This is a genomic window from Nostoc sp., from assembly GCF_036917775.1.
Lineage (GTDB): Bacteria > Cyanobacteriota > Cyanobacteriia > Cyanobacteriales > Nostocaceae > Nostoc.
In genome coordinates this window covers 19,740-44,514 of the sequence record NZ_JBALEQ010000076.1, presented here as the reverse complement: position 1 = coordinate 44,514, position 24,775 = coordinate 19,740, and the positions used below count along the sequence as shown (strand labels likewise).

Annotated in this window: 14 protein-coding genes; 6 read left to right on the top strand and 8 right to left on the bottom strand. The window is 39.6% G+C overall.

What is annotated here, in order from left to right:
- Window positions 1–3 precede the first annotated feature (3 nt).
- Window positions 4–2,313 carry an NAD(P)-binding protein gene (locus tag V7K69_RS14165; protein ID WP_335035314.1) on the bottom strand — a complete coding sequence of 770 codons (2,310 nt, stop codon included), beginning with the start codon at window positions 2,311–2,313 and terminating at the stop codon, window positions 4–6.
- 187 nt (window positions 2,314–2,500) lie between these two features.
- Entirely contained in the window at window positions 2,501–3,709 is a 1,209-nt protein-coding gene (locus V7K69_RS14160; protein ID WP_335035312.1) for a hypothetical protein, read from the bottom strand.
- A gap of 807 nt (window positions 3,710–4,516) precedes the next feature.
- On the opposite strand from V7K69_RS14160, the gene V7K69_RS14155 reads away from it, so the two are divergent.
- Complete coding sequence (locus V7K69_RS14155) at window positions 4,517–5,383, top strand: alpha/beta hydrolase (RefSeq protein WP_335035310.1); 867 nt, start codon at window positions 4,517–4,519, stop codon at window positions 5,381–5,383.
- 118 nt (window positions 5,384–5,501) lie between these two features.
- On the opposite strand, the gene V7K69_RS14150 is transcribed toward V7K69_RS14155, so the two are convergent.
- The 4 genes from V7K69_RS14150 to V7K69_RS14135 all read right to left on the bottom strand — a co-directional run bounded on the left by V7K69_RS14150 (window position 5,502) and on the right by V7K69_RS14135 (window position 11,723).
- Entirely contained in the window at window positions 5,502–5,645 is a 144-nt protein-coding gene (locus V7K69_RS14150; RefSeq protein ID WP_335035308.1) for a hypothetical protein, read from the bottom strand.
- Window positions 5,646–5,678: 33 nt separating this feature from the next.
- On the bottom strand, window positions 5,679–6,647 hold the full coding sequence (locus tag V7K69_RS14145; protein WP_335035306.1) for a PleD family two-component system response regulator: 969 nt from the start codon (window positions 6,645–6,647) through the stop codon (window positions 5,679–5,681).
- Window positions 6,644–10,783 (bottom strand): PAS domain-containing hybrid sensor histidine kinase/response regulator, encoded by a 4,140-nt coding sequence (locus V7K69_RS14140; protein ID WP_335035304.1) that lies wholly within the window; start codon window positions 10,781–10,783, stop codon window positions 6,644–6,646. Before V7K69_RS14140 ends, V7K69_RS14145 begins: the two co-directional genes overlap by 4 nt.
- Before the next feature lie 703 nt (window positions 10,784–11,486).
- Window positions 11,487–11,723, bottom strand: a complete 237-nt coding sequence (locus tag V7K69_RS14135; RefSeq protein WP_012408924.1) for a hypothetical protein — start codon at window positions 11,721–11,723, stop codon at window positions 11,487–11,489.
- A gap of 382 nt (window positions 11,724–12,105) precedes the next feature.
- Between V7K69_RS14135 and V7K69_RS14130 the strand changes: the two genes are divergently transcribed.
- Window positions 12,106–13,116: a cyanophycin synthetase gene (locus tag V7K69_RS14130; RefSeq protein WP_335035302.1), complete on the top strand. Its 1,011-nt coding sequence runs from the start codon at window positions 12,106–12,108 to the stop codon at window positions 13,114–13,116.
- 163 nt (window positions 13,117–13,279) lie between these two features.
- Here the strand turns inward: V7K69_RS14130 and V7K69_RS14125 are convergent, their stop codons facing one another.
- Window positions 13,280–13,630 (bottom strand): hypothetical protein, encoded by a 351-nt coding sequence (locus V7K69_RS14125; protein ID WP_335035300.1) that lies wholly within the window; start codon window positions 13,628–13,630, stop codon window positions 13,280–13,282.
- A gap of 656 nt (window positions 13,631–14,286) precedes the next feature.
- On the opposite strand from V7K69_RS14125, the gene gatB reads away from it, so the two are divergent.
- Entirely contained in the window at window positions 14,287–15,762 is a 1,476-nt protein-coding gene (gene gatB / locus V7K69_RS14120; protein WP_335035298.1) for an Asp-tRNA(Asn)/Glu-tRNA(Gln) amidotransferase subunit GatB, read from the top strand.
- Window positions 15,763–16,236: 474 nt separating this feature from the next.
- On the opposite strand, the gene V7K69_RS14115 is transcribed toward gatB, so the two are convergent.
- Window positions 16,237–19,836, bottom strand: a complete 3,600-nt coding sequence (locus tag V7K69_RS14115) for a GAF domain-containing protein (RefSeq protein WP_335035296.1) — start codon at window positions 19,834–19,836, stop codon at window positions 16,237–16,239.
- 410 nt (window positions 19,837–20,246) lie between these two features.
- Between V7K69_RS14115 and argJ the strand changes: the two genes are divergently transcribed.
- From argJ to ntrB, 3 genes are all read left to right on the top strand, one after another.
- Complete coding sequence (gene argJ / locus V7K69_RS14110) at window positions 20,247–21,560, top strand: bifunctional ornithine acetyltransferase/N-acetylglutamate synthase (protein WP_335035294.1); 1,314 nt, start codon at window positions 20,247–20,249, stop codon at window positions 21,558–21,560.
- 632 nt (window positions 21,561–22,192) lie between these two features.
- Complete coding sequence (locus tag V7K69_RS14105; RefSeq protein ID WP_335035292.1) at window positions 22,193–23,575, top strand: CmpA/NrtA family ABC transporter substrate-binding protein; 1,383 nt, start codon at window positions 22,193–22,195, stop codon at window positions 23,573–23,575.
- A gap of 99 nt (window positions 23,576–23,674) precedes the next feature.
- Complete coding sequence (gene ntrB / locus V7K69_RS14100; RefSeq protein WP_335035290.1) at window positions 23,675–24,514, top strand: nitrate ABC transporter permease; 840 nt, start codon at window positions 23,675–23,677, stop codon at window positions 24,512–24,514.
- The last annotated feature ends 261 nt before the right edge of the window (window positions 24,515–24,775 follow it).

Below are 24,775 nucleotides of genomic sequence, written 5' to 3'. Positions count from 1 at the left end.
CCCTTATAACCAAGAATCCCACTCACCAATAATTTCTTTGGTGTATTTTATATGGAAGCATTGGTTGAGAATAGCTCGTGTTGCTTGCATTGCAGACATAACTGTAGCTTCCACACAACCGGAATTGTAACCGTTGTTAATCCAGTCGCCAACTAGATAAAGATTATCAAACCCAGATTCATCAGTTTTGAGCCGATGCTTGCTACTTCCAGGTACAGAGAGTACATAGCGTTCTGATGGGTTAATGTTAACTCGCCAATATTGAGCTTTAAAGCGTTCTACTCCCTGACGGTTTTGAAAATCTATTAGTAAATCCCAATTCAAACCTTGGGGATTTTTTGGCTGAGTAGCATCAGGCCAAAGCTGTCCGATGTGATTGTTGAGGAAGTTAATTGCTTCTTGTTCTACCTTTTTTTGGGCTTTAGCTGGAAAATCATAAGCTGTGTGGGGAGGAATCCCTGGATCTGGAATTACACCGGTGAAATAAGCTGCATTGTAAGGATAATAATCGGCAGGCCAATTTTCTCGTTGTACTAACTCGCTCATATCTGCATAGACATCGAGTGGTTCAACGTAAGCTCCTAGCACAGGGCTAGATTGTTGCCATCCTAATTGTGATAAGGTAGGCTTAAGCCATATTTGTCCCCCTTGAGTAGTTACTGTCTTGACTTGCATTAACATATCGCTCCATTTTTGGTGAGCCGGATTTTTTTTAGCATGGAGCAATTCACTGCAAATGGAGGGTAGGGCGGCTATAGAAATTCCCAGCAACACAATATCAAAATCATTGCCTTTGGTGAGGGTAATTTTGTCTACATTCTGCCAAGGTGTCCAATATGACTCAAGGTTAATTTCTTGGTCTTGGAGTTTTTGGGCTTCTTCATCGACAATCTGATCGTAAAGGGGTTCACTAGGCCAACAACCAATATCTTTAACTGTGATAAGTGGTTGATATTCTTGCTTTGGATTTTTTAAATTTACTTGACGAGCCAAAGTTATACTGGCAATTGATTGCTGATTTTGATCCAAATGCAACTGCTTGATAACATGGAAGAACTTGAATTTTACACCGCGACGCTTTAGCACTTCATATAGTGGAGTGATGACTACATCTGCCATCCCTGATTGCATTTTCCACATGATTGCGCCATTGTATTTGAACAAGATAGTGGTGAGGACACGAATAGCTGTTCCAGCTGCTAGTTGGGGTTTATCGGTATTACCTTCTGGAAAACCATACACTAAATCGTATAAGACGCGAATAAATGCTGATTTAACGCTTGATTCTCTAGCTCCATGTTTTAGTAGCCAGTCTCTGTAGTTGTACTCATCTAAACTATCTAGGGAACGAAAATGAATTATCTCATCCATAAACAAACCCCGGATGTTTGCTAATGCTAAATCGATGAGTGTTAAACGCCAAAACATATCAGGGTTTTGCCCAATCTTAGATTCTATCTGACAGATTAACTGTTCTTGAAAGCGGTCTATGAGCTTAAGAATTAACTGATGATGTTCGCGTCTGTGAGTTTTGGTATTTTTGGGCAGTGATTTAGCTAGGTTGTAGGCAAGATTTAAGAATACTTTTTCAGAAGTAAAATCTAGGTTTTGAAGGATATTACTAATAAATTGGTTGATATTGTCCAGCCATCCTCCCCAAAACATGGGTTGTTGGAGAAATAACTGAATCAATTGGCTAGGAAACTGTAAGAGACTACTATCTGATAAAAATTCCATTACCTCTTTGCCTAATGCTATTTGTTTGGCAAGAGATGTTGAAGAACTTTTGGTAGACTTTGACTGACTATAATCATCAATTACTGCGTAAGTCTGAATGACAAATTCAATGGTTGTGCAGATATGTTCCCAGAGGGAAGAAATGCCGCCACCTTCCCAAGGAACTAGAGAATTGGTAGGAAAATCAAAAGGCAGAGTTTTCCAATTTTTATTGATGTATTCTTCTAAGACGATGAGACTGTGAGGTTTGAATGCGTCTTCTATAGTGCTGAAAGGCCCGTTACCGCCTAATTCGTCGTAGCATTGCTTGAGTAGACGAAAAGCATTTTCATAGAATCCAAAAAAAATGTGCAGTCCGTGTTCTTCGATGCGATAGTCTGGTTCAGAATTGGGTGTATGGGGTTTGATGTTGCGTCCAGTTGCACATTTACCACCCAAACGCCAACCTGTTTGATAAATAGTAATATCATAGAGACTATCCCACCCTGGTTGACTGGTTAATTCATAAGCAGTGGTTAAGGATGATATTCCACCGCCTAAAATAGCGATTTTTTTGGGCTTAAAGGTTTCAGACATATTTGTTTTTCGTGATAGGTACGAGTTGAGAAAGTTAGGGCGACTATAAGTCGCACGCCAGGTGCTTCAAGTCGGCAAAGCCGCCCAACGCACTGGCTTGGCTACACAGGCAAAACCTGCCTTCGCAGGTTAGTAAACCCTTGATTTTGCATTGAGGAACTGTCAAGGGCTGTCATTTGTCCTAATACTAATTTTTCTGTGGTGCTTGCCAAACGGTTTTCCCATCTTTGAGGGTGAAGTCGAAGTGCAGCACAAAACCAAGTTTTACGGGGATAGTTATGGATTCGCTACCTGCGGGATAACCTTTGTTTAGTCCTAAGTCTTGGACAATTGGTTGACTAGCGAAATTATTGATTTTTAGTTGAAATTGATCGCCAAAGAGTTTTCCGCCATAGAAGGTTTGTAGCTGCATGGGGGATTCAATCAGTGCTTGATAGCAGGCTTTTTTGCTGTTTTCTACGTCGCGGATTTGTTTGAGGGTAACGAGGGGGACGATTTTTTCTAGGAGATATTCGAGGAGATGGAAGGGTAACTGTAAGCCAGGAATCAGAATTTCGTTATTGTCAAATAATAAACTAGCGATCGCTCTTGCTGCTTCTTCAAAGGTGTCCCATGTCTTGATAGCTTGATGTTTCTCTGCTGTATTGACGCGTTGAACTTCCAGCAGGCGAGCATCTATAGATTGGCTTGTAGGAGAAAATTCTTTAAATACTAAGGTGTCTACAGTGAATAAATCCGGTTCTTGATTTAATTCAGGGATCTGAAATAGGCCAAGTTCTTTAAAGAAGCCGTAGACTTCTCTACCCGAAACTAGGATGGGAGAATTATTCACGTACACGTAAGGCATGAACCAAGCTAGGCGTTCGGCTATAAATAAAGGCCCGACTCTTTTACCTACCACCGTTAACATCCAAAAGATGGCTTCTTCTTCATGCACAGTTCCTTTGTCATAGTCGGGAGGATAGATGGAACTTAAAGAATCTATCTTGTTGAACGTCAGGACGAGATAGTTCATCGCTGGCCGATATTCAATCTCTCCGTTATTGGGATCGTTGAGATATTTATCACACACCTCTTGCAACTTCGCCATTGAACCCTCAACGACAAAGCCATACATTTTTGTCCCTTTGATTTCATAGGGTTGGTTAAAAGCCTGTCCATCTGCCCGTTCTATATATTTGGGATATAATGATTTGTCACCACCTCCGCAAAAGTAATTTTTGAAAAAACTATTCATATCTTGTTCCATATTTTTGCCTTTTATTGCTAAATCTTGGAACAATTGATCCGGCTTTTGTTGCATCCGGGTAAAGTAATTCGTGAGTTTTTGGGGTTCTTGAAGTAGGGCCGTAAATTCACTAACAGCACCTAAAGCCGTATGGAAACTTGTTTGCATTGTCTGCAAAGGGTTGTTGGGGATCATAGTATTTTGGGTAAGTGGCTTGTTTTTTTATACCAGTCTAGTCGCCTAATCATATATACAGAGAGATGAGAATATTAGATACCTCTCTGTTTCTGTCCTATTGTGTCAAAGGAGTTTTAATTTGTCCTTATAAAATTAGAAATTTTGAAAAAAATGCTTAAAAATGCCTATATAAGTGCATTTTAAGCTTTTCTCTGGTTCAGAGACGCTGTGTCATATACTTTTCTGGTGCCCAGTTCAACCTTTAAGCAACATGAATTAACCTCTTTAGTTTGTCTTGCTCCAGCTAAACATTGCTCAGGTAGAGGTTCCCACCGTAATTACCACAAGAAGTAAATCAATGAAGCAGTAAATTTCTCAAAAGACTTACACCGAAGTTTTACTGAATTATTTACCTTTTGTATTGTATTGATTTGTGTGAATAAATGTTTTAAATCTTTTAGGAATATCCTATGTAATCCAGTAATGTAATGTATGTTAAAAAGGTTTTGCCTTATGTACTATCACTTACTTTAATCAGATTTATGATGAATATTTCAGTAATATCATAGGTTAAGTTTCACATCACAGTTCATATAATCGGCTAGTGATTCTACTGCCTAATTTAAAGCAACGTAAGAGGATATTTGAAAAGTCCTATTCTTGGTAGCAAAACGTTTTAGATCCCTTACCCTTTCCCCAGACATCACAAGCGCCTTTTGGGTTGGCAGACTACTAGCTATCCGCTAACAGAATGAATTCGTTTTGATTAAAATCACTTGCCCTAAACCAGAAAACTCAATGCTGTATCAAAATTTTCAAACTCAAGCCGAGCTAGATTACCAGTACAATCCTAGTGAACTAGGTCTTGATATACCTGGATACATGAATTTGTATGCCGCAAACAGTGCTAAAGTGCGTGAAAAACTACGCTGTCATCTAAATGTTTTTTTTGGTTCTACCGTAGTCGAACATTTAGATATTTTTCCTGCAACGCAACCACAAGCACCAATTTTGGTATTTATCCACGGTGGCTATTGGATAATGTCCGACAGTAAAGATTTTAGCTTTGTCGCCCAAGGTCTTGTAGCTGCCAATGTTACAGTGGTGGTGGTCAACTATGCGTTGTGTCCCAAAGTAACCATTGATGAGATTGTCCGCCAAAATCGTTCAGCGATCGCCTGGATTTATAATAATGCAGAAAGCTTTGGTGCAGACCCCAATCGCATCCATGTAGCTGGTCACTCAGCCGGTGGTCACTTAACTGCGATGCTCATGGCTACAGACTGGAAAAACGACTATGGACTACCAGATGACATCATTAAAGGTGGTTGTGCTATTAGCGGTTTGTTTGATTTGATGCCATTTCCCTACACTTGGCTACAACCCAAAATACAATTTACTTGGGGTGAAGTTCTTCGCAATAGTCCTATCCGCCATCTTCCTGAAAAAGCTGGTTCTCTACTTGTAACTTATGGCGGCAAAGAGACTTCAGAGTTTGAACGACAATCGCTAGATTTTCTGGCTGCATGGAAAGAAAAAGAATTGCCTGGCGAATATTTACCACAGCCTGATGAAAACCATTTTACGATTGTGAATGGTTTTTTAGATAGTGAGAGTCCATTGTGTACGGCTATTTTGAGACAAATAATGGTATTGGAAAAGTAACCCAAACTTTGAAGCTTTAGCTTTTAAGAGCATCAAGATGGGGGGGCTAGCACTGCAATCGTTAAAGTACTGCAACAAATATAATTGTCATAATCAATCCCTGTGGTTAGGGATTAATCTAGCGATCGCTCATACGGAACCGCGATCGCTTTTCTAATGAATCAAGCTGCGATCGCACTACTTCCCACACTCCCCACACTTCCCACACTCCCCACACTTCCCACACTTCCCACACTCCCCACACTTCCCACACTTCCCACACTCCCCACACTCCCGTGCCTGACAGTTTGGCACACTAGCGGAAATTTTTATTTTTGGGTAGTAGAATATTTTGCACAAAGCGATCGCGTCCTGCTGTCTTTGCTTGATATAATGCCCGATCTGCTGCGGCAATCATTGCTTCCAACTCAGAATCTGATTGAGGAATTTCTGTGGTAAACCCGACACTAATAGTTACATGAGGACTAACTTGGGAATTTTCATGAGGTATTGCCAATGTTCGGACAGTTTGGCAAATTTTCTTGGCAACATGAGTCGCCCCTTCGGTGTCTGTGTTTGGTAAAATCACAGCAAATTCTTCCCCACCATAACGGGCAACTAAATCTCCGGGACGTTTAATAATATTTTTGATAGCCTTAGCAATTTCTTGAAGACAGCGATCGCCTACTCGATGCCCATAAGTATCGTTATATAATTTGAAGAAATCAACGTCGCAAAGAATCAGGGAAAGGGGACGTTGATCTCGTTTTAGGCGCTGCCACTCTTGGTTAAAATACTCTTCAAAGCGTCGGCGGTTAGCTATTTGAGTTAATCCATCAATAGTAGCTAATCGCTGCAATTCCAAATTAACGGTTTCCAGTTGTTGTTGTAACTGAGATTGCTGAATCAAGCGTTTTACCCGTTGTCGCAAAACTGGCCAGTGAATCGGTTTGGTAACATAGTCCATTGCTCCCACTGCAAATGCCCGGTCAACTGACTCTTGATCCTCAAGTCCTGTAATCATTAAAACTGGAGTGTGCTTGCTGGAATCAAGAAGTTCTAAGTTAGTGCAACACTCGAACCCATCCATATCCGGCATGATGGCATCAAGAAGTATTATGTCAGGTTGCAGTTCCTTAAAAGCAGTTAAAGCCTCTCTGCCATTTTGAGCTTCCGCTATTTTATAGCCTTCCCGCTCTAAGAAATGCCGAAGTATCATGCGGATAAAAGGCTCATCATCAACAATTAGAACTAAAGATTGGCTTTCTTGAGCAGTAGCTGTCATGGTGTTTCCTTCGCAAGTTCTTTTTCTAAGGCAGTTTTAACTTGTTCATATTCCTGGTATAACTGCGGGAGTAATTCTACGGTGTTTTCTAATTCACTGCTCCGTCCTTGTGCTTCTAAAACCTTGCAAAGCTGTGCTAAAGCGATCGCTCCAATAGAGGCACTGCTAGACTTCAGTTGATGGGCTGCTTTCCATATAGTCTGGGCATCCCGAGTTGCGATCGCAGTGCTAATATCTTGTACCAGTCTCGGTGTCTCTGTAAGATAACACTTAATTAGTTCAGTAAATACAACATGATCGCCTTTGACGATATCCCGTAAGGATTGGAGAATTTTGGCATCAATTTTGGCACTTTTTAATGTCTGGTTTTGCCCTTCTTGGAGAATATTTTGCAAAGGTTGTAATTCTAAGTACATCGCTCGATCTTGTTTGATTATGGAAGTGACTTCAAGACTTCTTTGGCGTGGACATTTGCTGAGTGCCTGAGCTAATTTTTGAAGCTGAATCGGTTTGCTAATGTAGTCATCTATACCAGCAGCAAGACAAATTTCGCGATCGCCTCGCATCGCATTGGCAGTTATCGCAATGATATATGGACGAAAACCAACTTCCCATTCTTGACAGATTCTCTGAGCTGTTTCTAACCCATCCATTTCGGGCATGTGGACATCCATCAACACTAGGTCATAAGGCTGTTTTTGCAAAGCCTTGAGTACTTCTACTCCATTAGTTACGACATCAGCTGAATAACCTATTTTCTCTAGCATCAGTAAGGCAACTTTCTGATTGACAACCGTATCTTCTGCCAAAAGAATGCGTAGTGGCACTGGATGAGCCAAATGCCGATCAACCAAGGGAAAATCAGAAATACTCGCTAGGCTGGGCTGATTTCCTAAAACACGGGTCATAACATCGTAGAGTTGAGACTGTTTGATGGGTTTGCTCAAAGAGACAGCATCAACATCACCAAAGTCAGAGAATGTTTCTCCTCTACCTAAAGAAGTGAGAATCACTAAAGGTAGATTTTGACAACCAGATTGCCTGCGGATTTGACGAGCTAGGGTTATGCCATCCATTGCTGGCATTTCCATATCTAAAATGGCAATATCAAACTGTGTTCCCTGAGCAAGTTGAGCTAACGCTTCTTTCGCAGATTTGGCAATATAAGTTTCCATCTTCCAAGACTCTGCTTGCAAGCTGATAATTTGACAGTTAGTCAGATTGTCATCCACAATCAGCAGGCGCTTTCCCTGAAGCTGCATCGGCGAATTACTAAATTCAGCTTCTGGTACAGCAGACACTTGGGCAGTAATGGTGAAGTAAAATGTTGAACCTTGGGAAGAATAAGGAGATGATAATAATTCTCTACTTTTCCATCTAGGGCTAGGATTGCCACCAACAATCCCTTGGCTTTCCACCCAAAGAGTGCCCCCCATCATCTTAGTAAGCCGCTTGCTAATGACTAGTCCTAGCCCTGTGCCGCCATATCTTCGAGTCATGGAGACATCAGCCTGAGTGAAGGGATGAAATAACCGCTCTATCTTCTCTGGTGTGATGCCAATACCTGTATCTTTGATGGCAAATTGAATTTGGATTGGGGACTCGGAAGAGGGGGAAGGGTTTAGAAAAGAGGAATTTTCCCCCTGCTCCTTTGCTCCCCTGCTCTCCACAGTCCGCAGCCGATCGCCAATCCCCAGTTCAACAGAGAGTACCACTTCTCCATGTTCGGTAAACTTAATGGCGTTGTTGAGGAGATTCATTAAGACTTGCCGCAGACGTGTCATATCGCCAACGATCTGAGTCGGAACTTGCGGTTGGATTAGGTAAACTAATTCGATATCTTTTTGGGCAGCTTTCGGGGCTAATAAAGAAATAGCCTGTTCCACACAAGCTCTCAAATCAAAAGGCTGTTCTTCTAATTCCAGCTTTCCTGACTCAATTTTGGAGAAATCTAGAATGTCGTTGATAATGGTGAGCAAAGCATCTCCGCTACTGCGAACTGTTTCTACAAAGTCTTGCTGTTGAGGGGTGAGGTCAGTATCCAGCAGGAGATCGGTCATGCCAATAACAGCATTCATTGGAGTCCGAATTTCATGGCTCATCATTGCTAAAAACTCACTTTTTGCCCGATTTGCGGCTTCAGCCTGACGTTTTGCCTGCTCCAAGGCAAAGTTTTTCAAGGTAAGTTCTTCCCGTCGGCGGGTTTCTTGTTCTAGTAAGTGAGCCTGTGCTAGAGCAATACCCAGTTGAGCCGCCACTGCTTCTAGTAATTCGATTTCGTCTGGTGTCCACTGGCGAAAATAGCTGCATTGATGTAATCCGATCGCACCATTGGGTTCTCCTTGGTATGAGGTGCGGATTGACAGCATAGATTTCAGCTTAATTTTTCGGCAGATAGGTTCAGCCGCCTTAAGTAAAGGATCAGCATACACATCAGGAGAGGCGATCGCACTTTCTTGTGCCATCATTTTCTCTGCATGAGGATTATTAGTAATGGGGACTTCCAATCCCAACACTGAGCAAGGACTGGAAAGTGTATTATACTGTACTACTAAAGGAATTTTCGGAATAGGGTCGCAAACATAAGAATGAATCAGACAGCGATCGACTTTAAACGCTTGTCCAATTTGGGTAGCAGCTGTCTCAAAGATTTTTCTAGTATCAAGACTTTGACGAATTTCTTGAGTAATTTGTTCAAGTAGTAGGGTGCGATGCAATTGGCGTTGCAATGCTTCTTTAGCTCGTTTGTTTTCGGTAATATCTTTATTTATGCCAACAGTAGCAACAGTTTCTCCCTGTTCATCCTGTAAAGAGACTACAGTTGTTTCGCAAATCCTCTCACTGCCATCTTTACCAAGAAAGTGTATTTCCCCTGACCAGCGTCCTTGCTGGTTGACTGTTTCGAGAATTTTGGTGCTTAATGTTGCGGCTACTTCCGGTTGATGCAAAATACTGATATGTTTAGCCAAAATCTCAGCTTTAGTATAGCCAAACATACTTTGGGCAGCAGGATTCCAGTCAATAATATTTCCGGTTAAATTTGTGATAATTACGCCATCATTCATGTTTTCAAAAGTGAGAGCTTGCCGATGCAGGCTGGCTTCGGCTTGCTTGCGGTGGCTAATATCTGTCTGAATTCCAATAAAGTGGCTTAACTTACCATTTTCGTCATGAATAGGAGAAATGCTCAATTCATTCCAGAATAAGATACCATCTTTGCTATAGTTATAGTTACGGAGAATAACTTTACAACTTGTTCCAGCTTGAATACATGAGCGCAGTTCATTGAGTGCTGATTGCTGTATGTCTGCGCCTTCCAAAAATTTACAGTTTTGCCCAATCACATCAGTAGCGCTGTAGCCTGTTATTTGTTCAAAGGCGGAGTTGACGTAAATTACTGGATTATAGGGAAGTCTAGCATCGGCAATGATGATTCCATCATTGGTAGCAGCAAGTGCCTTCTCCTTCAGCCTCAAGGTTTCTTCAATCTGCTTTAAATCACTAATATCAAACATAAACCCTTTGAGTGTAGTAGGAGTTTCTGCTTCTTCAACTACCCTAACAACGTCTCGCAGCCAAACAACTCGCCCATCGGCTGCTAGCATCCGGTATTCCAATTCGTGATTCTCGTACCTAGCAGTTGCTTCTTGACGAAAACGAACGGATTTTTCCCGATCATCTGGATGTAGATGATTGTACCAAAAATTTTTTTCGTACCATTCGGCGATCGCATAATTTAGCAAGTCTACTGCTTGCGGCCCAACGTAGGTAAATCGACCAGTTTTCAAGTCTAATTCCCAAGGGATGACTTTCACAGTTTCCAGTAACTGATGCAGACGCTTCTCACTGCAACGAAGGGCAAGTTCTATTTGTTTCTGTTCAAAAATCTTGTGAGTTAAATCCTGATTTATTGCTTTTATCGCCAGGACAAAACAGATTGGTAATATCAGCGTGACAACCAATAACCCTGTAATCAATACTACTTGTGTTAATAACCTTGGAGTCGGAATTGAAACTATCTGGCAGAGTAAAAATACAGAGATTGAAAAGAAAATCCCCAGCAATAAAGCTAGTAATTTTCGTTTTTGGAAAAATATCACAGCTTTTAACCAGTGATATCGGCGCTGTTTGACCACTTATGAACCCTCAAGCACTTTCTTTCAGGGCTTATTACACTAACCTTCACTTTTAAGTAATTTAAAATATCAATAGCAAGGGGGCAATTACGGATTTTTTTAAGTAATTAGGACTTACGCATTAGGTGATTTACAAAAATAAATATATCGATGCCGTTGGTTTCGAATTCGCTCAACCAACTGATAGATCGAGAGTTGAGCGAAGTCGAAACTCGCCAACACAGGTATTTTCTTTGTCGGAAATCACCTTAGTAGGAAAGACCAAGTATAGATGATTTGAAAAACCACATCCGTCGTAAGGGCAATTCATGAATTGTTCCTACAACGCAGGTCTATTTACCATCAATGATTAATATAAATCTGAAACGACGTATTAACGTTAATTCACAACATGGCTCTTTTGTAAAGTACGTAATTCCTAGTAATATATTTGTATATAATATAATCGTAAAAAAAATAATAACTTCTGTTTCTAATTAAGTAAGTAGGCGAGAATAATCAAAGTAGGGCAAAAAGAGATTAAGAGCAAGGGTTAAAGGGATTGGATTTTCCTCTTAACCCTTCGCTTTTCACCACAAGAATGTAAACAGATACTAATGAACAGAGTAAGGACAAAGCACCCCCTACGCAAACACAATCTAGAACGAAAATTTCTTTCTCTGTTCCCTATTTTCAAAATAGGTCTATTGCCGAAATTTGTACTTTAAATCACAGATGCTTCGCGTTGGCAATCAAAAACAACCATATATGAAGCATTTGGTATTTCCTGGGGTAGGTGTCGCATATAGCCATCGGCATCAGAACGGCTGCGGAAGCGAGCAACAATTTCCCGTTGCGTATTAGGAAGCTGACGAGCGATCGCCCAAGAATTGAGGCGTTCTTTATAAGCAATAGGCTGATTGTCTGATTTAGAAGCTTGGTTAACCGTATTTTCTGGCATAATGATGTTATCCGTATGAAGTTTAATGAAGGACGTTAATTAGTTTCTAGGTAGGAATGCACTAACGCTTTTTTTTATGCTGCTGCCACCTTGTTATTCGATTATTAATAAGTTGTCAACACTTAGCGCTAAATTTGAGACTAACTAAGTTGTAATTTTCAGGTAGCTATGAATCTCAAAGCCTTAATTTGCAACTGTTTTCAGCACCAAAAAATCTTCAAGCAGAAGGTTTGCCAAATATTGGGTTTTCATGATTTATTTGCATACGCAGAAAGAAAACCAGTATCAGTGGTAAACTTAACGCTAATGTCTTAAAAGAGACTATCAAAAGCTCATTTGAGAATAAATATTAAGTTCCCTTGATAAAATTATAGTTATCATAATGGAAACACCATTTGTAACATCAATCATTCAAAAAGTAGCAGAAGAAATAGGGGCAGTAGTTTTAGTAGATCCAGAATGCACCTTTGTGGGACTGATTACCTTTAAAAATGGGAATAAAACTTTTTTTAGGAATACCAGATTTAGTATTAATTCTTCGGGTTCAACAGCAATAGCAAAAGATAAAAGTGTTTCCAGCTTTTTTTTGAATAATTTTGGCTACAAAGTTACCGAAGGAAAAACATTTTTTAGTGCAGAATTATGCGAAGAAATAGCTAATGTCAGAAATATAGATCAAGGATTCTATTATGCCAAGGAGTTGGGATTCCCTGTAATTGTCAAGCCAATTAATCTCAGTCAAGGAATATTTGTTACCAAGATTCACAATAAGCAAGAATATTATCAAATAGCCAAGAAAATCTTGCAAAAAGTCTCAGGCTTTATTGTAGAACGATTTTACAGTGGCAATGATTATAGAATTGTAGTACTTGATGATGAAGTAGTTTCGGCATATCAAAGAATTCCCCTATTTATAACCGGGGATGGTCAGTCTAATGTTTTAGAGCTTATGCAACAGAAGCAAGAAAATTTTATCAAAAACGGTAGAAAAGAAATTATAGATTTTGAAGATTACAGAATTAAAAAAAACTTGCGAAGACGGAAGCTAAATTTTAGTAGTGTGATCCCTAAAAATAATATTGTATATCTTTTAGATAATGCAAATTTATCGACTGGAGGTGAGGCAGTAGACTTTACAGAAAGCATTCATCCTGATTTTCAAAAACTCGCAGTAAGTATTACCAAAGATATGCAACTAAGATTAGCAGGTGTGGACATTCTTGCTAATGATATAACCTCACCAATAGTAGATTATACAATCCTTGAAGTAAATGGCGCTCCTAGCTTAAGCCACTATGCGTCATTTGGTGAAGTTCAGACCAAAAGAGTAGAAAATCTATATCTCAAAATTCTCAAAATACTTGAAAACGAAAATAACAGAGAAAAGCATTGATTTTGCTTGGAGGCGCAGCAATCCCTACTGCTATAGGAATCCGCTTTGATTTTTGTTAGCGCAACTATACTTGCTTGCGTTGAGAGTCAAGAGGCAAGAAGGATTTTTGAGTTGTACTGAGTTTTTCAAAAATCAAATATGAGTCCTATCTCTATTTATCTATTCACCAATTCTTATCTAGTAGAGATTCAAATTCAGCTTGTAAGGCGGTTATATCCGCTAATCTTGTAACTAGTAAATTATCTTTACCAGCATTACTTAAGCGTACTTTCCAATAACTAATACTGTCTGAGTTGTTCAACCAAAACTGAATCACGGTATCTACCACTTGATCTAAATTCCAACCCCACTTCGCTGGAACGGATTCTACCGATTCTAGAAAGGTATCTAGTGTACACGTGTACATCCCCAAGTATTCCACACCTTGGTGGGGTGGTTTTTGCTCATTTTGCTGTTGGTGATTAAAAAACTGCAAAAGTGGAGATACTCCTACAATATCAAAAGTGTATTTCATGCTAGTACTCCGGGTTATAAATTACTTGCAGGAAGCTTTACTTTTTCTCTATTATAATCCTTATAACCTAACTTAAGCATCTACAAAAAGTATACTTTTGATTTATGTCACAGGTATTAAAGTTCAATAAAAAATTAGCACTAGCTAGCCTTGAGTGCTAAATTATAGGTGTTAAAATTCAATAAAAACTTAGCACTATCAAGCCTTGAGTGCTAAGTTTGTTTAATAGTTTGATTTATTATTAAATAGTTTCAGGTATTAATTAAGGAAAGCATATATTTTTAATAATTATTTAATCAATTCCCTTGTGAATTGTAAAGGCTTTATGCTTCCTAATCCTTATTGAAAAAGAGGGAATTAGAGCTAGCCTTTTTAAGGGTAGCCAGTCGTGTACATATTTACCCCATTGAGCGAACTACTATAGGTCGGAAGGATAGGTATGTGGTGAAATTTTATGTTTTACTACCAGTTAAAGATACGAATATTGTGAAAGTTAATCACGTCAATTTCTACACTTTGAAGATAATTTGCTAATTTGAGATCATCAGTTAGCTCATCAGGGTAAGCATTACTCACCCAAATAACCGTCTTCAGCGCAGCTCAATACGCCGTTACAATAGTACCACTACAAGGATTATGCCGAAATTAGTGATATTATGACGACTGCTACAACTGTAAAAACTGAGTATGAAGCGATTATTGGTCTAGAAACCCATTGTCAGTTGAGTACCAAGACCAAAATTTTCTCTAATAGCTCTACGGCATTTGGCGCTGACCCAAATACTAACATTGACCCGGTTTGTATGGGTTTACCTGGGGTCTTACCTGTACTTAATGAAAAAGTATTAGAATACGCTGTCAAAACTGGTTTGGCACTGAATTGTCAAATTGCTAGATATAGTAAGTTTGACCGGAAACAGTATTTTTATCCTGACTTACCAAAAAATTACCAAATTTCTCAATATGATCTACCGATCGCAGAACATGGTTGGTTAGAAATTGAGTTGGTAGATGCTGAGGGGAATCCCACCCGTAAACGTATTGGTATTACACGTCTGCACATGGAAGAAGATGCAGGAAAATTGGTACACGCAGGTAGCGATCGCCTTTCCGGTTCTTCTTATTCTCTGGTAGACTACAATCGCGCAGGTATACCGTTAGTCGAAATTGTCTCAGAACCTGATTTGCGTTCTGGATTAGAAGCTGCTGAATATGCCGAAGAGTTGCGCCGGATTGTGCGCTATCTCGGCGTGAGTGATGGCAATATGCAAGAAGGATCTCTGCGCTGCGATGTCAACATCTCTGTGCGTCCAGTGGGACGAAAAGAATTTGGCACCAAGGTAGAAATTAAAAATATGAACTCCTTCAGCGCCATCCAACGAGCAATTGACTACGAAATTGAGCGCCAAATCGCCGCTATCGAAGCAGGCGATCGCATCATCCAAGAGACTCGGCTATGGGAAGAAGGCGCTCAACGTACAATTAGTATGCGGGTGAAGGAAGGTTCTAGCGATTATCGCTACTTCCCCGAACCAGATTTAGCACCAATTGAGGTGACGGATTCAGAATTAGAGAAGTGGCGCAGCGAATTACCAGAATTACCAGCCCAAAAACGTCATCATTATGAAAGTGAGTTGGGACTTTCGGCTTACGATGCGCGAGTGTTGACAGAAGATCGTCCAGTAACGGAATATTTTGAAACTGCGATCGCATCTGGAGCAAATCCCAAAGCTGCTGCAAACTGGATTACTCAAGATATCGCCGCCTACCTTAATAAGCAAAAACTAAGTATTACTCAAATCGGGCTGACTCCTACCAATTTAGCTGAGATCATTACTCGCATTGAAACGGGCAAAATTAGCAATGCTCAAGCTAAAGAAAAGTTGCCAGATTTGCTAAATGGGATTTCTCCTGAAAAAGCTTTTGCAGGTCAAGAGTTAATCACCGATCCTAGTGTACTAGAACCCATCGTTGATGAAGTCATAGCCGCCAATCCCAAAGAACTAGAAAAGTATCGCAACGGTAACACCAATCTCAAAGGCTTTTTTGTTGGACAAGTTTTGAAAAAAACAGCCAAACGTGCTGATCCTAAGCTGACTAACGAATTGGTAGAAAAGAAACTGAACGACTAGTACCGCGAGGCGGAAGTGAAAAATCAAAAGTCAAAAGAATTGTATTCCGAGCTTCTTGCACCATTTGAAATGGTATGTTTATTTCCGCCGTATTGTACTAGTAGTCTATCAAATCAAGTTTGCTGGGTAAGGGATGTAGCGTAGGTGAGCAGAGGGGAAGTTGCACTAAATCTTTCCCCCATGCCCCATGCTCAATTCCCAATGCCCAACTAAGTATTTTCCCGGTCTTCTTCACAGAATCTTCATATAAAAACTGGTGACAACCCGCATACATAAAATGATATGCTGTGGTAAGTAGATGCACCCTGATGATCTGGAGAGCTGCCTTAGTAGCTCTCTTTTTTATTTGTTTATGTGGTATTTACGCATAACTTTTGAGCATTCTTAAAAAGAATTTAAATAAATAAGTATTAACCCTTAGTACAGAAATAATTTATTTTAGTAAGCAAATACACCGTGATGATTTGATCCAACCTATTCGCTTTGCTCAGGCTTCACCGGTGGTTTAACTTCAGTAGATTTTGAAGAACGTGAATTTGATTCACTAACAGATTCAATCCAACTATTAGTAGCACTCTGAATAATTTCTTGTTTTACCTTTGGCGCAGTTTCTGGATCAAGCTGTTCTGTAGCCGAGAGTAATATCTCCAATTGGCGCACATTATACAATTCTTTATGATATCGATCCATGCGTTCATTTGCTGCTTTCCCACGGTCGAACGCTAACACGGTAACTGCTTGTAACAATACACCAACCAAGGTAGCAATACCACTTCCACCAGTAAAAGCTTGGGAGGTTTTGTCGTTCTTGGCTATTAAATTAGATACACCATAGAATATAAGTATAAGTCCAGCAAGTGAAGTGCATATTGAGATTCCAAAACTTATATTTGCCTGTTTTCGAGCATCTTTGTAGTTATGATCAATGTTCGCAGTAAGCTCAGATGTATTCTTAGAAAGTTTCTGCTTTAATATCTCAGATTGTTTAGCATTAGTATAAGCTAATGCTATCTGATTAGCATATACCTGATATATAGCTTTATCTTCTTCTGAAAGCTCTTTTTCAAATGGTTTTGAAAAGAGTATCCACATGACACCGATCTTCTCATATCGAGAGGAGAAGGGAACGCATAATCCACAAGCAATAACTGATTCATTTATTTGCTTTTGATCAGATTTGTTTACATTTATGGACTTAAGAAGAAATTTGATTTTAGATACATGAATCTTTTTTTTGTCATCATACACTCCGGCTTTTTGCTCATAATAAACTTGCAGAGATACTTCTTTCAAAGCATTAATTTTATTGCTGCTAACATTCAGAGGAACAATGTCTTTAATCAAAATTTCCGATTTACCGTTTTGTTTTTGAATTGGAAAAACAATAACTTCATTAGCTCCAACGGCTTCTCGAGTTTGCCAAACTGCATTTTGCAACATATCTTGAGGATGCGGCGATTCAATTATCTTTTGTAAAGAGCGTTGAAGCCCAATTAATATATTCTTCTGACGGCTGACAGATTCAACAAGATTTTTCTTTTGAAATGCAATTGCAACTTGTCTTGCAAAATGTTCAATAACTTCTCTGTGTACCTCAGTAAAAGCATAGGGTTCTTCATGCTCAAGGTTAATTACACCAATTATCTTGTCAACACCTATTATAGGAACCACAAGCTCTGAGCGAGTTTCTTTTCTAAAGAGAATATATTCCTGCCAATATTCAGAATTTTTGCTTTCTTCTTCGTGAAGATCAGCAATAAGAATGGTTTTCCGTTGCTTGACCGCAAGTTTTGTAATTCCTATTTTGTTTTTATTTATAATATTTTCATTATCACCATGAAATTCATTTAATTCAGCTAAAATAGATTCTGGCCAGGCAGCCTTGTAGTCAAGATTGCTGTCATCAGTCAAGAGAGCTAGATAGCTAAAACTTGGAGCTACCAGCGAATAAGCATAACATACAATATCTCTTAGCAGCAGGGCTGGATCGTCTCTTGTAGCTATAACCTCAATAGCACTAGCAAGATCCGTGTTGGCTTTAGTCCAAGTTAGTCTTTCAGACAAAAACTCTTGATGATAAATTGTGCTGGCGGCTTGGCTTGCAAACAACTCAAGTGCGAATTTTTCAACTTCAGAAAAGGGGATTTCCGAATATTTATTTAGATATAAAGCCCCAATAAGACGCTGTTTTTCTTCTTCATCTTTAATCATCAAAGGAACAACTATTTGATACTTAATTCCTAAATTGATTAATTCTTCTTGAATACAGTTAAAGTTTCCAAAGCTTTCGGAAAACTCCGTTGTCTTCTTTTCTCGAATTACCACATCTGTAGTGCCGCTTCCATCCAAGCGGGGAGTTTGCGGCTTATCATTTTCAGGAAAAGTATAAGACTCACCTTTGACTCTATAAGTTTCCTCACCATTTGGTAATGTTGCGGAATATTCTAACCGATGAATAACTGCCGCCCTAGCACTGGTGACTTTTAATGCGTGTTCACAAATTTTTTTGAGTAAATTTGTCTTGTTTGTCTTGTTTTTATCGAGTACAAGATCATTCATCTTGCTGCTGATATCGTTCGAGTACTCTAAAGTCATTGTACGTTCAATAATAGTTGCCGTACTTTGTGCAACGGTTTCAACAAGATCACGATCATAAATAGTAAAGTGATCTTTCTTTTCCTTATAGCAATTAATTACACCAATCATCCGGTTGGACTGGCTAACCTCGTTTGCATCTATATAAGGTATTACAGGCACTGCCAGCATAGAAAGATTGCTACCTGTAAAGTGCAAAGTTGGTTCAAACTCTGCATTTTCTGCCGCATTTGGTATAATTCTACTCTTACCATCTGTTAACACACAGCCGACGATTCCTTCTCCTTTCTTGAAACGTCTTTTAAATCTTCCCGATTGTTCTTCAAATTCTTTTGAGTCATTGGCTGCAACCCATTTTTCAAGAAAAGTTTCGCTAACATCAATAGAAGAGGAAACGTTAAAATACGTACAATTATCACATTTAAGTTCATCCCTTAGCTTCACAAGTATTTGACGCATCAGAGCCTTACTCTTTAGGTCATCTCCGATTTCACGTGTAATTTCTCTAACTACCCTGGCATTTCTTTCCTGTAAAAAGTCTACGATCGTATCTGCAAGAATTTCACTATAGCCTTTAAGAAACTTAACCAGTTTGTCTTTATATCGTGCATAATGACCTGGAGTTTTGTGATCGAGAGTAATAATGGCTATACTTTTATTTTGACGTTTTGCAGCAAAACCAACCCAAGAATTAATATCATTTGTTGCATCCTCATTTTCCCAACCCAGGTTATGTAATTTCTCTGGATGATTATCACGTAAATTCTTAAGGTCATCTATGATAAGTACGCCCTTTTCATTGACATTCTTGATCAAATTATCTTCATTAATTACTTTGAGAAGTTGTCGATCTGGGTTTGAACGAAGACCATCATATTTTAATAAATATCTTTCACTAGTTTTATTATCAATTAATGATATTGTAGCTCTGTCGTATCCAACTATGGGATTAGTTTTCAACTCTAGGAAAACATTTTCTACCATTTCCTCAAAATCAAAATCTTGCTCTTGAAGAAAGTCTTTTTTAAACTTGAGCAAAGATTTAAAGTTTTTCATTTCTAAGCCTATTGATTCAATATAGGCTTCGAGAACATAGGAATTGAAAGGACAAGCAAATGCGTATATCCCTCCTAACATCGCATCACGAGCTTTTTCTTGAATGGTTTCATTGAAGCCAAATACAACAATAATTCCTAGATACTCAAATTCTTTCTGTTGATCTTTGAAGTTGACTAATTCATCCCAGATATGCGAATTTTCAGCATCAATCCACACAAAAAAAACATCCCATGCTAAATCAAAAGCATTAAAGCCTATAAGCTTTTCTTTTGCCGTTTCAAGTGAGTTTGTTTCTTCGATTTCTATTTTGGGAATTGCTCTAATATGTTTTAAAGTGTCCTCACGATTTTGTCGAAACTCATCATTCCCATTTGATAGATTGAGAAATAGAAGTTTAATTTCTTTGATTTGATTGTTCATTTTAAATTCTCCATAAATTAAAGATTAATGAAGATTGATGATATTAGAGCCTTGTTCGCTTAATTTTCATCAACATAAACCTAAAGCCGAACATCAATTTAATTTGTAAGATTATAAATAGTCTATTATGTTAAGTACACGCTGTGCATAAGCATGAATATGAGCAACTCCTACAGCATTCGGAGTGTCAAAATTCGTAACGGTGCGAGGTTCGGGCTACCAGCCGAATTTTATCGGAGGTATCCTCAGTTTACTAATGTAGATGGCTGGATAGAGCTATTGTCGCTGGATACTGTAATTTTGCAGACTATTTTTTCTCATAAGAGCGCAATACAGGGTAAAATTTACCCTCAAAACTTTAAACTATTGAGAGGTTGTTCAAATCCCTTAATAGTTTAGAGTGAAGAATAATGGCAGATTGGCAAAAAATAACGGGTGGCATCACCGCACCAAGGGGGTATCAGGCGGCGGGAATAACCGCAGGGTTGAAACCTTCGGGGTTGCCGGATTTAGCTTTGATATTCTCAGAGGTGGAAGCGATCGCAGCTGGTGTATTCACCACCAGTCAAGTTAAAGCTGCCTGTGTAGAATATTGTCGCCAACGCTTGCAAGCGAAACCTAGCGTTCGAGCCATCCTTTGCAACGCTGGACAAGCAAATGCCGCTACAGGTAATCAAGGCTACCTTGACGCTCTAGAGTCTGCTATGGCAATAGCCCAAGCTCTGAACATCTCATCTGAATCTGTGTTATTGGCTTCCACTGGCGTAATTGGTCAAAGAATTAAGATGGATGCCTTGCGAAGTGGGATTCCCAAGGTTGTAGCAGCACTATCAGAAACAGGTTCGGATGCCGCGGCCGGAGCGATTATCACTACAGACTTGGTAACAAAATCTATTGCTTTAGAGACAACTGTAGGCGATCGCCCGGTACGAATTGGTGGTATTGCCAAAGGTTCCGGCATGATTCACCCCAACATGGCAACTATGTTGGCATTTGTTACTTGTGATGCTGTAGTTTCCCCAGCCCTGTGGCAGCAGATGTTAGCAAGGGCGGCAGATAGAAGCTTTAATTCCATTACCGTGGATGGCGATACTAGTACCAATGACAGCTTAATCGCTTTGGCAAACGGTCAATCTCGTACCCCAGCAATTATAGAATGGGGCGCAGAGGCAGAGAAATTAGAGGCGATGTTAACAGCAGTTTGCCAGCATTTAGCCAAAGCGATCGCTCGTGATGGTGAAGGCGCAACTTGTTTAATTGAAGTGGAAGTAACAGGGGCCCATGATGAAATTTCAGCCCGACAAATAGCCAAAACTATCGCTGGTTCATCCTTAGTTAAATCTGCAATCTTTGGACGTGATCCAAATTGGGGACGCATCGCCGCCGCCGCCGGACGTGCAGGTATACCCTTTGAGCAAGAAAACCTGCAAATTAAGTTAGGGGATTTCTTAATGTTAGAAAATGGGCAACCTCTGCAATTTGACCGTGCAGCAGCGAGTGCTTATTTGAAAAAAGCAGGCGTTGATTCTTCCCTCCCCAAAGACTTCGTTGCTACCAATAATAGTAATGATTTATCCTTTGATAGAAACACTATCAAGGCCCAACGAGTAGATAATCCGGTGATCATTGCAGTCAGCGTTGGCAATGGTCATGGTTCAGGTAAAGCTTGGGGTTGTGATTTGAGTTACGACTACGTGAGGATTAACGCCGAATATACTACCTAAACGGCTCACGTCTATTTACTAGGTTGAGATAACCATAACTAATTATTTGGACATGATATAGCAATCCGTGCAGGAGTTACGAACAAAAAGATCCCCGACTTCTTCAAGAAGTCGGGGATCTGAGCTTTTCGTCGAGAGCAAATTAAACAGGATTGCTATACAAATCATAATTTAAATATAATAGTCTGCATCAATAAAAACTTATATATGACTAATTGCGGCTAAAGAGAAAGTTATAAAATAAGCGAAAACAGTAAATCATAGTGTAAATATAATAGTCTCCATAAACAAGAGTTTATATATTAGAAATTATTACTATAGTTAAGGAAAATAGATAAATTTTTACTTATACATCCAATCTAATATTTGTTTAATAATTCGAGGCTGCGAGTGAACTAATTTTGCTTCAAAGGCTGTAAACTGATTTCAACAAGGTGAATGATGTCTCTGCGTCACACTAGACCAGAGCCAATAAATTAGCCGAGTTTTTATATAAGTAGCCGTGTCATTGATGAAATGGCTGCGTTTACATTGCCAAATATAGCTTAATCATTAGTACGCAATAAGCACAATGTTTTTTGCCTAATTTGCCATAGCTATAAAATATAACATTTACGTTTTCAGGAGATATTATGACAGAATTTTTTAATCAAATTTCCCGTCGCAAATTCATTTTCACAGCCGGAGCATCAGCGAGTGCTGTATTCTTAAAAGGCTGTTTGGGTAATCCCCCTGATAACCTCACTGGTGGAAGCACTCAAACACAACCAACTGCTCAATCGGTTGCTAATATTAGTTCCGAACAAGCACCAGAGACTACTACAGTCAAGCTAGGATATATTCCCATTGTAGAAGCGGCTCCTTTAATTATTGCTAAAGAAAAAGGATTTTTTGCAAAGTATGGCATGACTGATGTTGGTCTTTCCAAACAAGCTTCTTGGGGTGCAGCCAGAGACAACGTAGAAATTGGTTCTGCCGGTGGTGGTATAGATGGCGGTCAATGGCAGATGCCAATGCCACATTTAATTTCAGAAGGTTTAATCACCAAGGGAAATAAAAAAATTCCCATGTATGTCTTATGTCAATTAATTACACATGGAAATGGAATTGCGATCGCCAGCAAGCACCAAGGCAAAGGTATTAGCTTACAACTCGCCGGCGCTAAGTCTTTATTTAAGGAATTAAAATCTTCAACACCCTTCACTGCTGCATTCACTTTTCCCCATGTCAACCAAGATTTGTGGATTCGCTACTGGTTAGCAGCAGGCGGCTTAGATCCAGATGCAGATGTCAAGTTGCTCACAGTACCTGCGGCGCAAACTGTAGCCAACATGAAAACAGGAACAATGGATGCCTTTAGTACAGGCGACCCCTGGCCTTATCGCCTTGTTCAAGACAAGATTGGCTACGTAGCAGCATTAACCGCAGAAATTTGGAAAAATCATCCTGAAGAATATCTTGCCATGAGAGGCGATTGGGTTGATAAAAATCCCAAGGCTACCAAAGCAATTTTAAAAGGAATTATGGAAGCCCAGCAGTGGTTAGATAATTTTGACAATCGCAAAGAAGCGGCTCAAATTCTAGCTGGACGAAATTATTTCAATCTTCCTTCACCGGAAATTCTGGCAGATCCATACCAAGGGAAGTATGACATGGGTGATGGTCGCAAAATTGATGATAAATCAATGGCGGCTTACTACTGGAAAGATGAAAAAGGTAGTGTTTCCTATCCATATAAGAGTCACGATTTATGGTTCATAGTTGAAAACGTTCGCTGGGGATTCTTGCCAAAAGATTATCTAGACAATAATGCTGCCAAAGCTAAGGAACTGATTAACAAAGTCAACCGCGAAGATATTTGGAAAGAAGCTGCCAAAGAAGCTGGGATTGCTGCTGCTGATATTCCCACAAATACATCCCGTGGTGTAGAAGAGTTTTTTGATGGCATCAAATTTGACCCCGAAAAGCCAGAAGAATATTTGAAGAGTTTGAAAATCAAAAAGGTCAGTGTTTAGTCATTGGTCATTAGTCATTGGTCATTGGTCATTAGTTATTTGCAAAGGACAAATGACAAAGGACAAATAAAAAATAAAATTTGAGGAGAATACAGCATCATGACAATAGCTCAAAAACGCCCTGCAAGCCCTAGATTGAGTAATGGCTTTATATCCAGCCTGAAAAAGCAATTTCCTGACCTGATACCACCAGCGATCGCGATCGCAATTTTCCTGACTATTTGGCAACTCTTCTCTTGGACTCCGGGCGCTACATTACCAGGGCCAATACAAGTTGTTCAAGATACTTGGATTCTCATTTTCTGGCCCTTTTATGACCGGGGTGGGCTTGATAAAGGTTTATTTTGGCAGATTCTCGCTAGTTTACAACGGGTTGCGATCAGTTATACCTTAGCTGCGATCGTTGGTATTGGTTTGGGCATTTTAATTGGTGTCAATAAAACCATGTCCAAAGCTTTAGACCCCATCTTTCAACTACTGCGGACAGTACCACCTCTAGCTTGGGTTCCGATTTCTTTAGCAGCTTTACGACAAAACGAACCAGCCGCCTTATTCGTAATCTTCATCACCGCCATTTGGCCCATCTTAATTAACACTGCTGTCGGCGTAACCCAAATTCCCCAAGATTACAACAACGTCGCCAAAGTTCTGCAACTTAGCCGCAAAGAATATTTCACTAACATTTTGATTCCGGCAGCATTACCCTACATCTTTACCGGCTTGAGAATTGCGATCGGTTTAGCTTGGTTAGCAATTATCGCCGCCGAAATCGTCATGTCCGGTATTGTCGGCATCGGTTTCTTTATCTGGGATGCCTATCAAAATAACAACGTCAGCGAAGTAATTTTAGCTCTAGTTTACATCGGTGTTGTTGGGTTGCTCCTAGATAAAGCGATGGGTTGGCTGCAAAACAAGATTTTACCAGCAGAACAGAAATAGTCATTGGTCATTGGTCATTAGTCATTTGTAAAAAACTAAGGGCTAGGGACTGTTTTAAAACTCGAAGATCCCCCCTAACCCCCCTTAAAAAGGGGGGAAAAGAAACTCTAAAAACCTGCCTTAAAAAGGGGAGAAAAGAAACTCTAAAAGCCCCCCTTTTTAAGGGGGGTTGGGGGGATCTTCAAAGACTAGGGTGCTTAAAGAGAGGTTTGAAAACACGGACTAATGACCACGTACTAAGGGCTAATGGCGAAAGAAAAA

What these genes read in the sequence shown, in the direction of transcription:
- V7K69_RS14105 (WP_335035292.1), top strand. Translation starts at nt 22,193, where the DNA reads ATGACAGAATTTTTTAATCAAATTTCCCGTCGCAAATTCATTTTCACA.
- V7K69_RS14115 (WP_335035296.1), bottom strand. Translation starts at nt 19,836, where the DNA reads ATGAACAATCAAATCAAAGAAATTAAACTTCTATTTCTCAATCTATCA.
- V7K69_RS14160 (WP_335035312.1), bottom strand. Translation starts at nt 3,709, where the DNA reads ATGCAAACAAGTTTCCATACGGCTTTAGGTGCTGTTAGTGAATTTACG.
- V7K69_RS14145 (WP_335035306.1), bottom strand. Translation starts at nt 6,647, where the DNA reads ATGACAGCTACTGCTCAAGAAAGCCAATCTTTAGTTCTAATTGTTGAT.
- ntrB (WP_335035290.1), top strand. Translation starts at nt 23,675, where the DNA reads ATGACAATAGCTCAAAAACGCCCTGCAAGCCCTAGATTGAGTAATGGC.
- V7K69_RS14125 (WP_335035300.1), bottom strand. Translation starts at nt 13,630, where the DNA reads ATGAAATACACTTTTGATATTGTAGGAGTATCTCCACTTTTGCAGTTT.
- V7K69_RS14165 (WP_335035314.1), bottom strand. Translation starts at nt 2,313, where the DNA reads ATGTCTGAAACCTTTAAGCCCAAAAAAATCGCTATTTTAGGCGGTGGA.
- V7K69_RS14135 (WP_012408924.1), bottom strand. Translation starts at nt 11,723, where the DNA reads ATGCCAGAAAATACGGTTAACCAAGCTTCTAAATCAGACAATCAGCCT.
- V7K69_RS14155 (WP_335035310.1), top strand. Translation starts at nt 4,517, where the DNA reads ATGCTGTATCAAAATTTTCAAACTCAAGCCGAGCTAGATTACCAGTAC.
- V7K69_RS14130 (WP_335035302.1), top strand. Translation starts at nt 12,106, where the DNA reads ATGGAAACACCATTTGTAACATCAATCATTCAAAAAGTAGCAGAAGAA.
- argJ (WP_335035294.1), top strand. Translation starts at nt 20,247, where the DNA reads ATGGCAGATTGGCAAAAAATAACGGGTGGCATCACCGCACCAAGGGGG.
- gatB (WP_335035298.1), top strand. Translation starts at nt 14,287, where the DNA reads ATGACGACTGCTACAACTGTAAAAACTGAGTATGAAGCGATTATTGGT.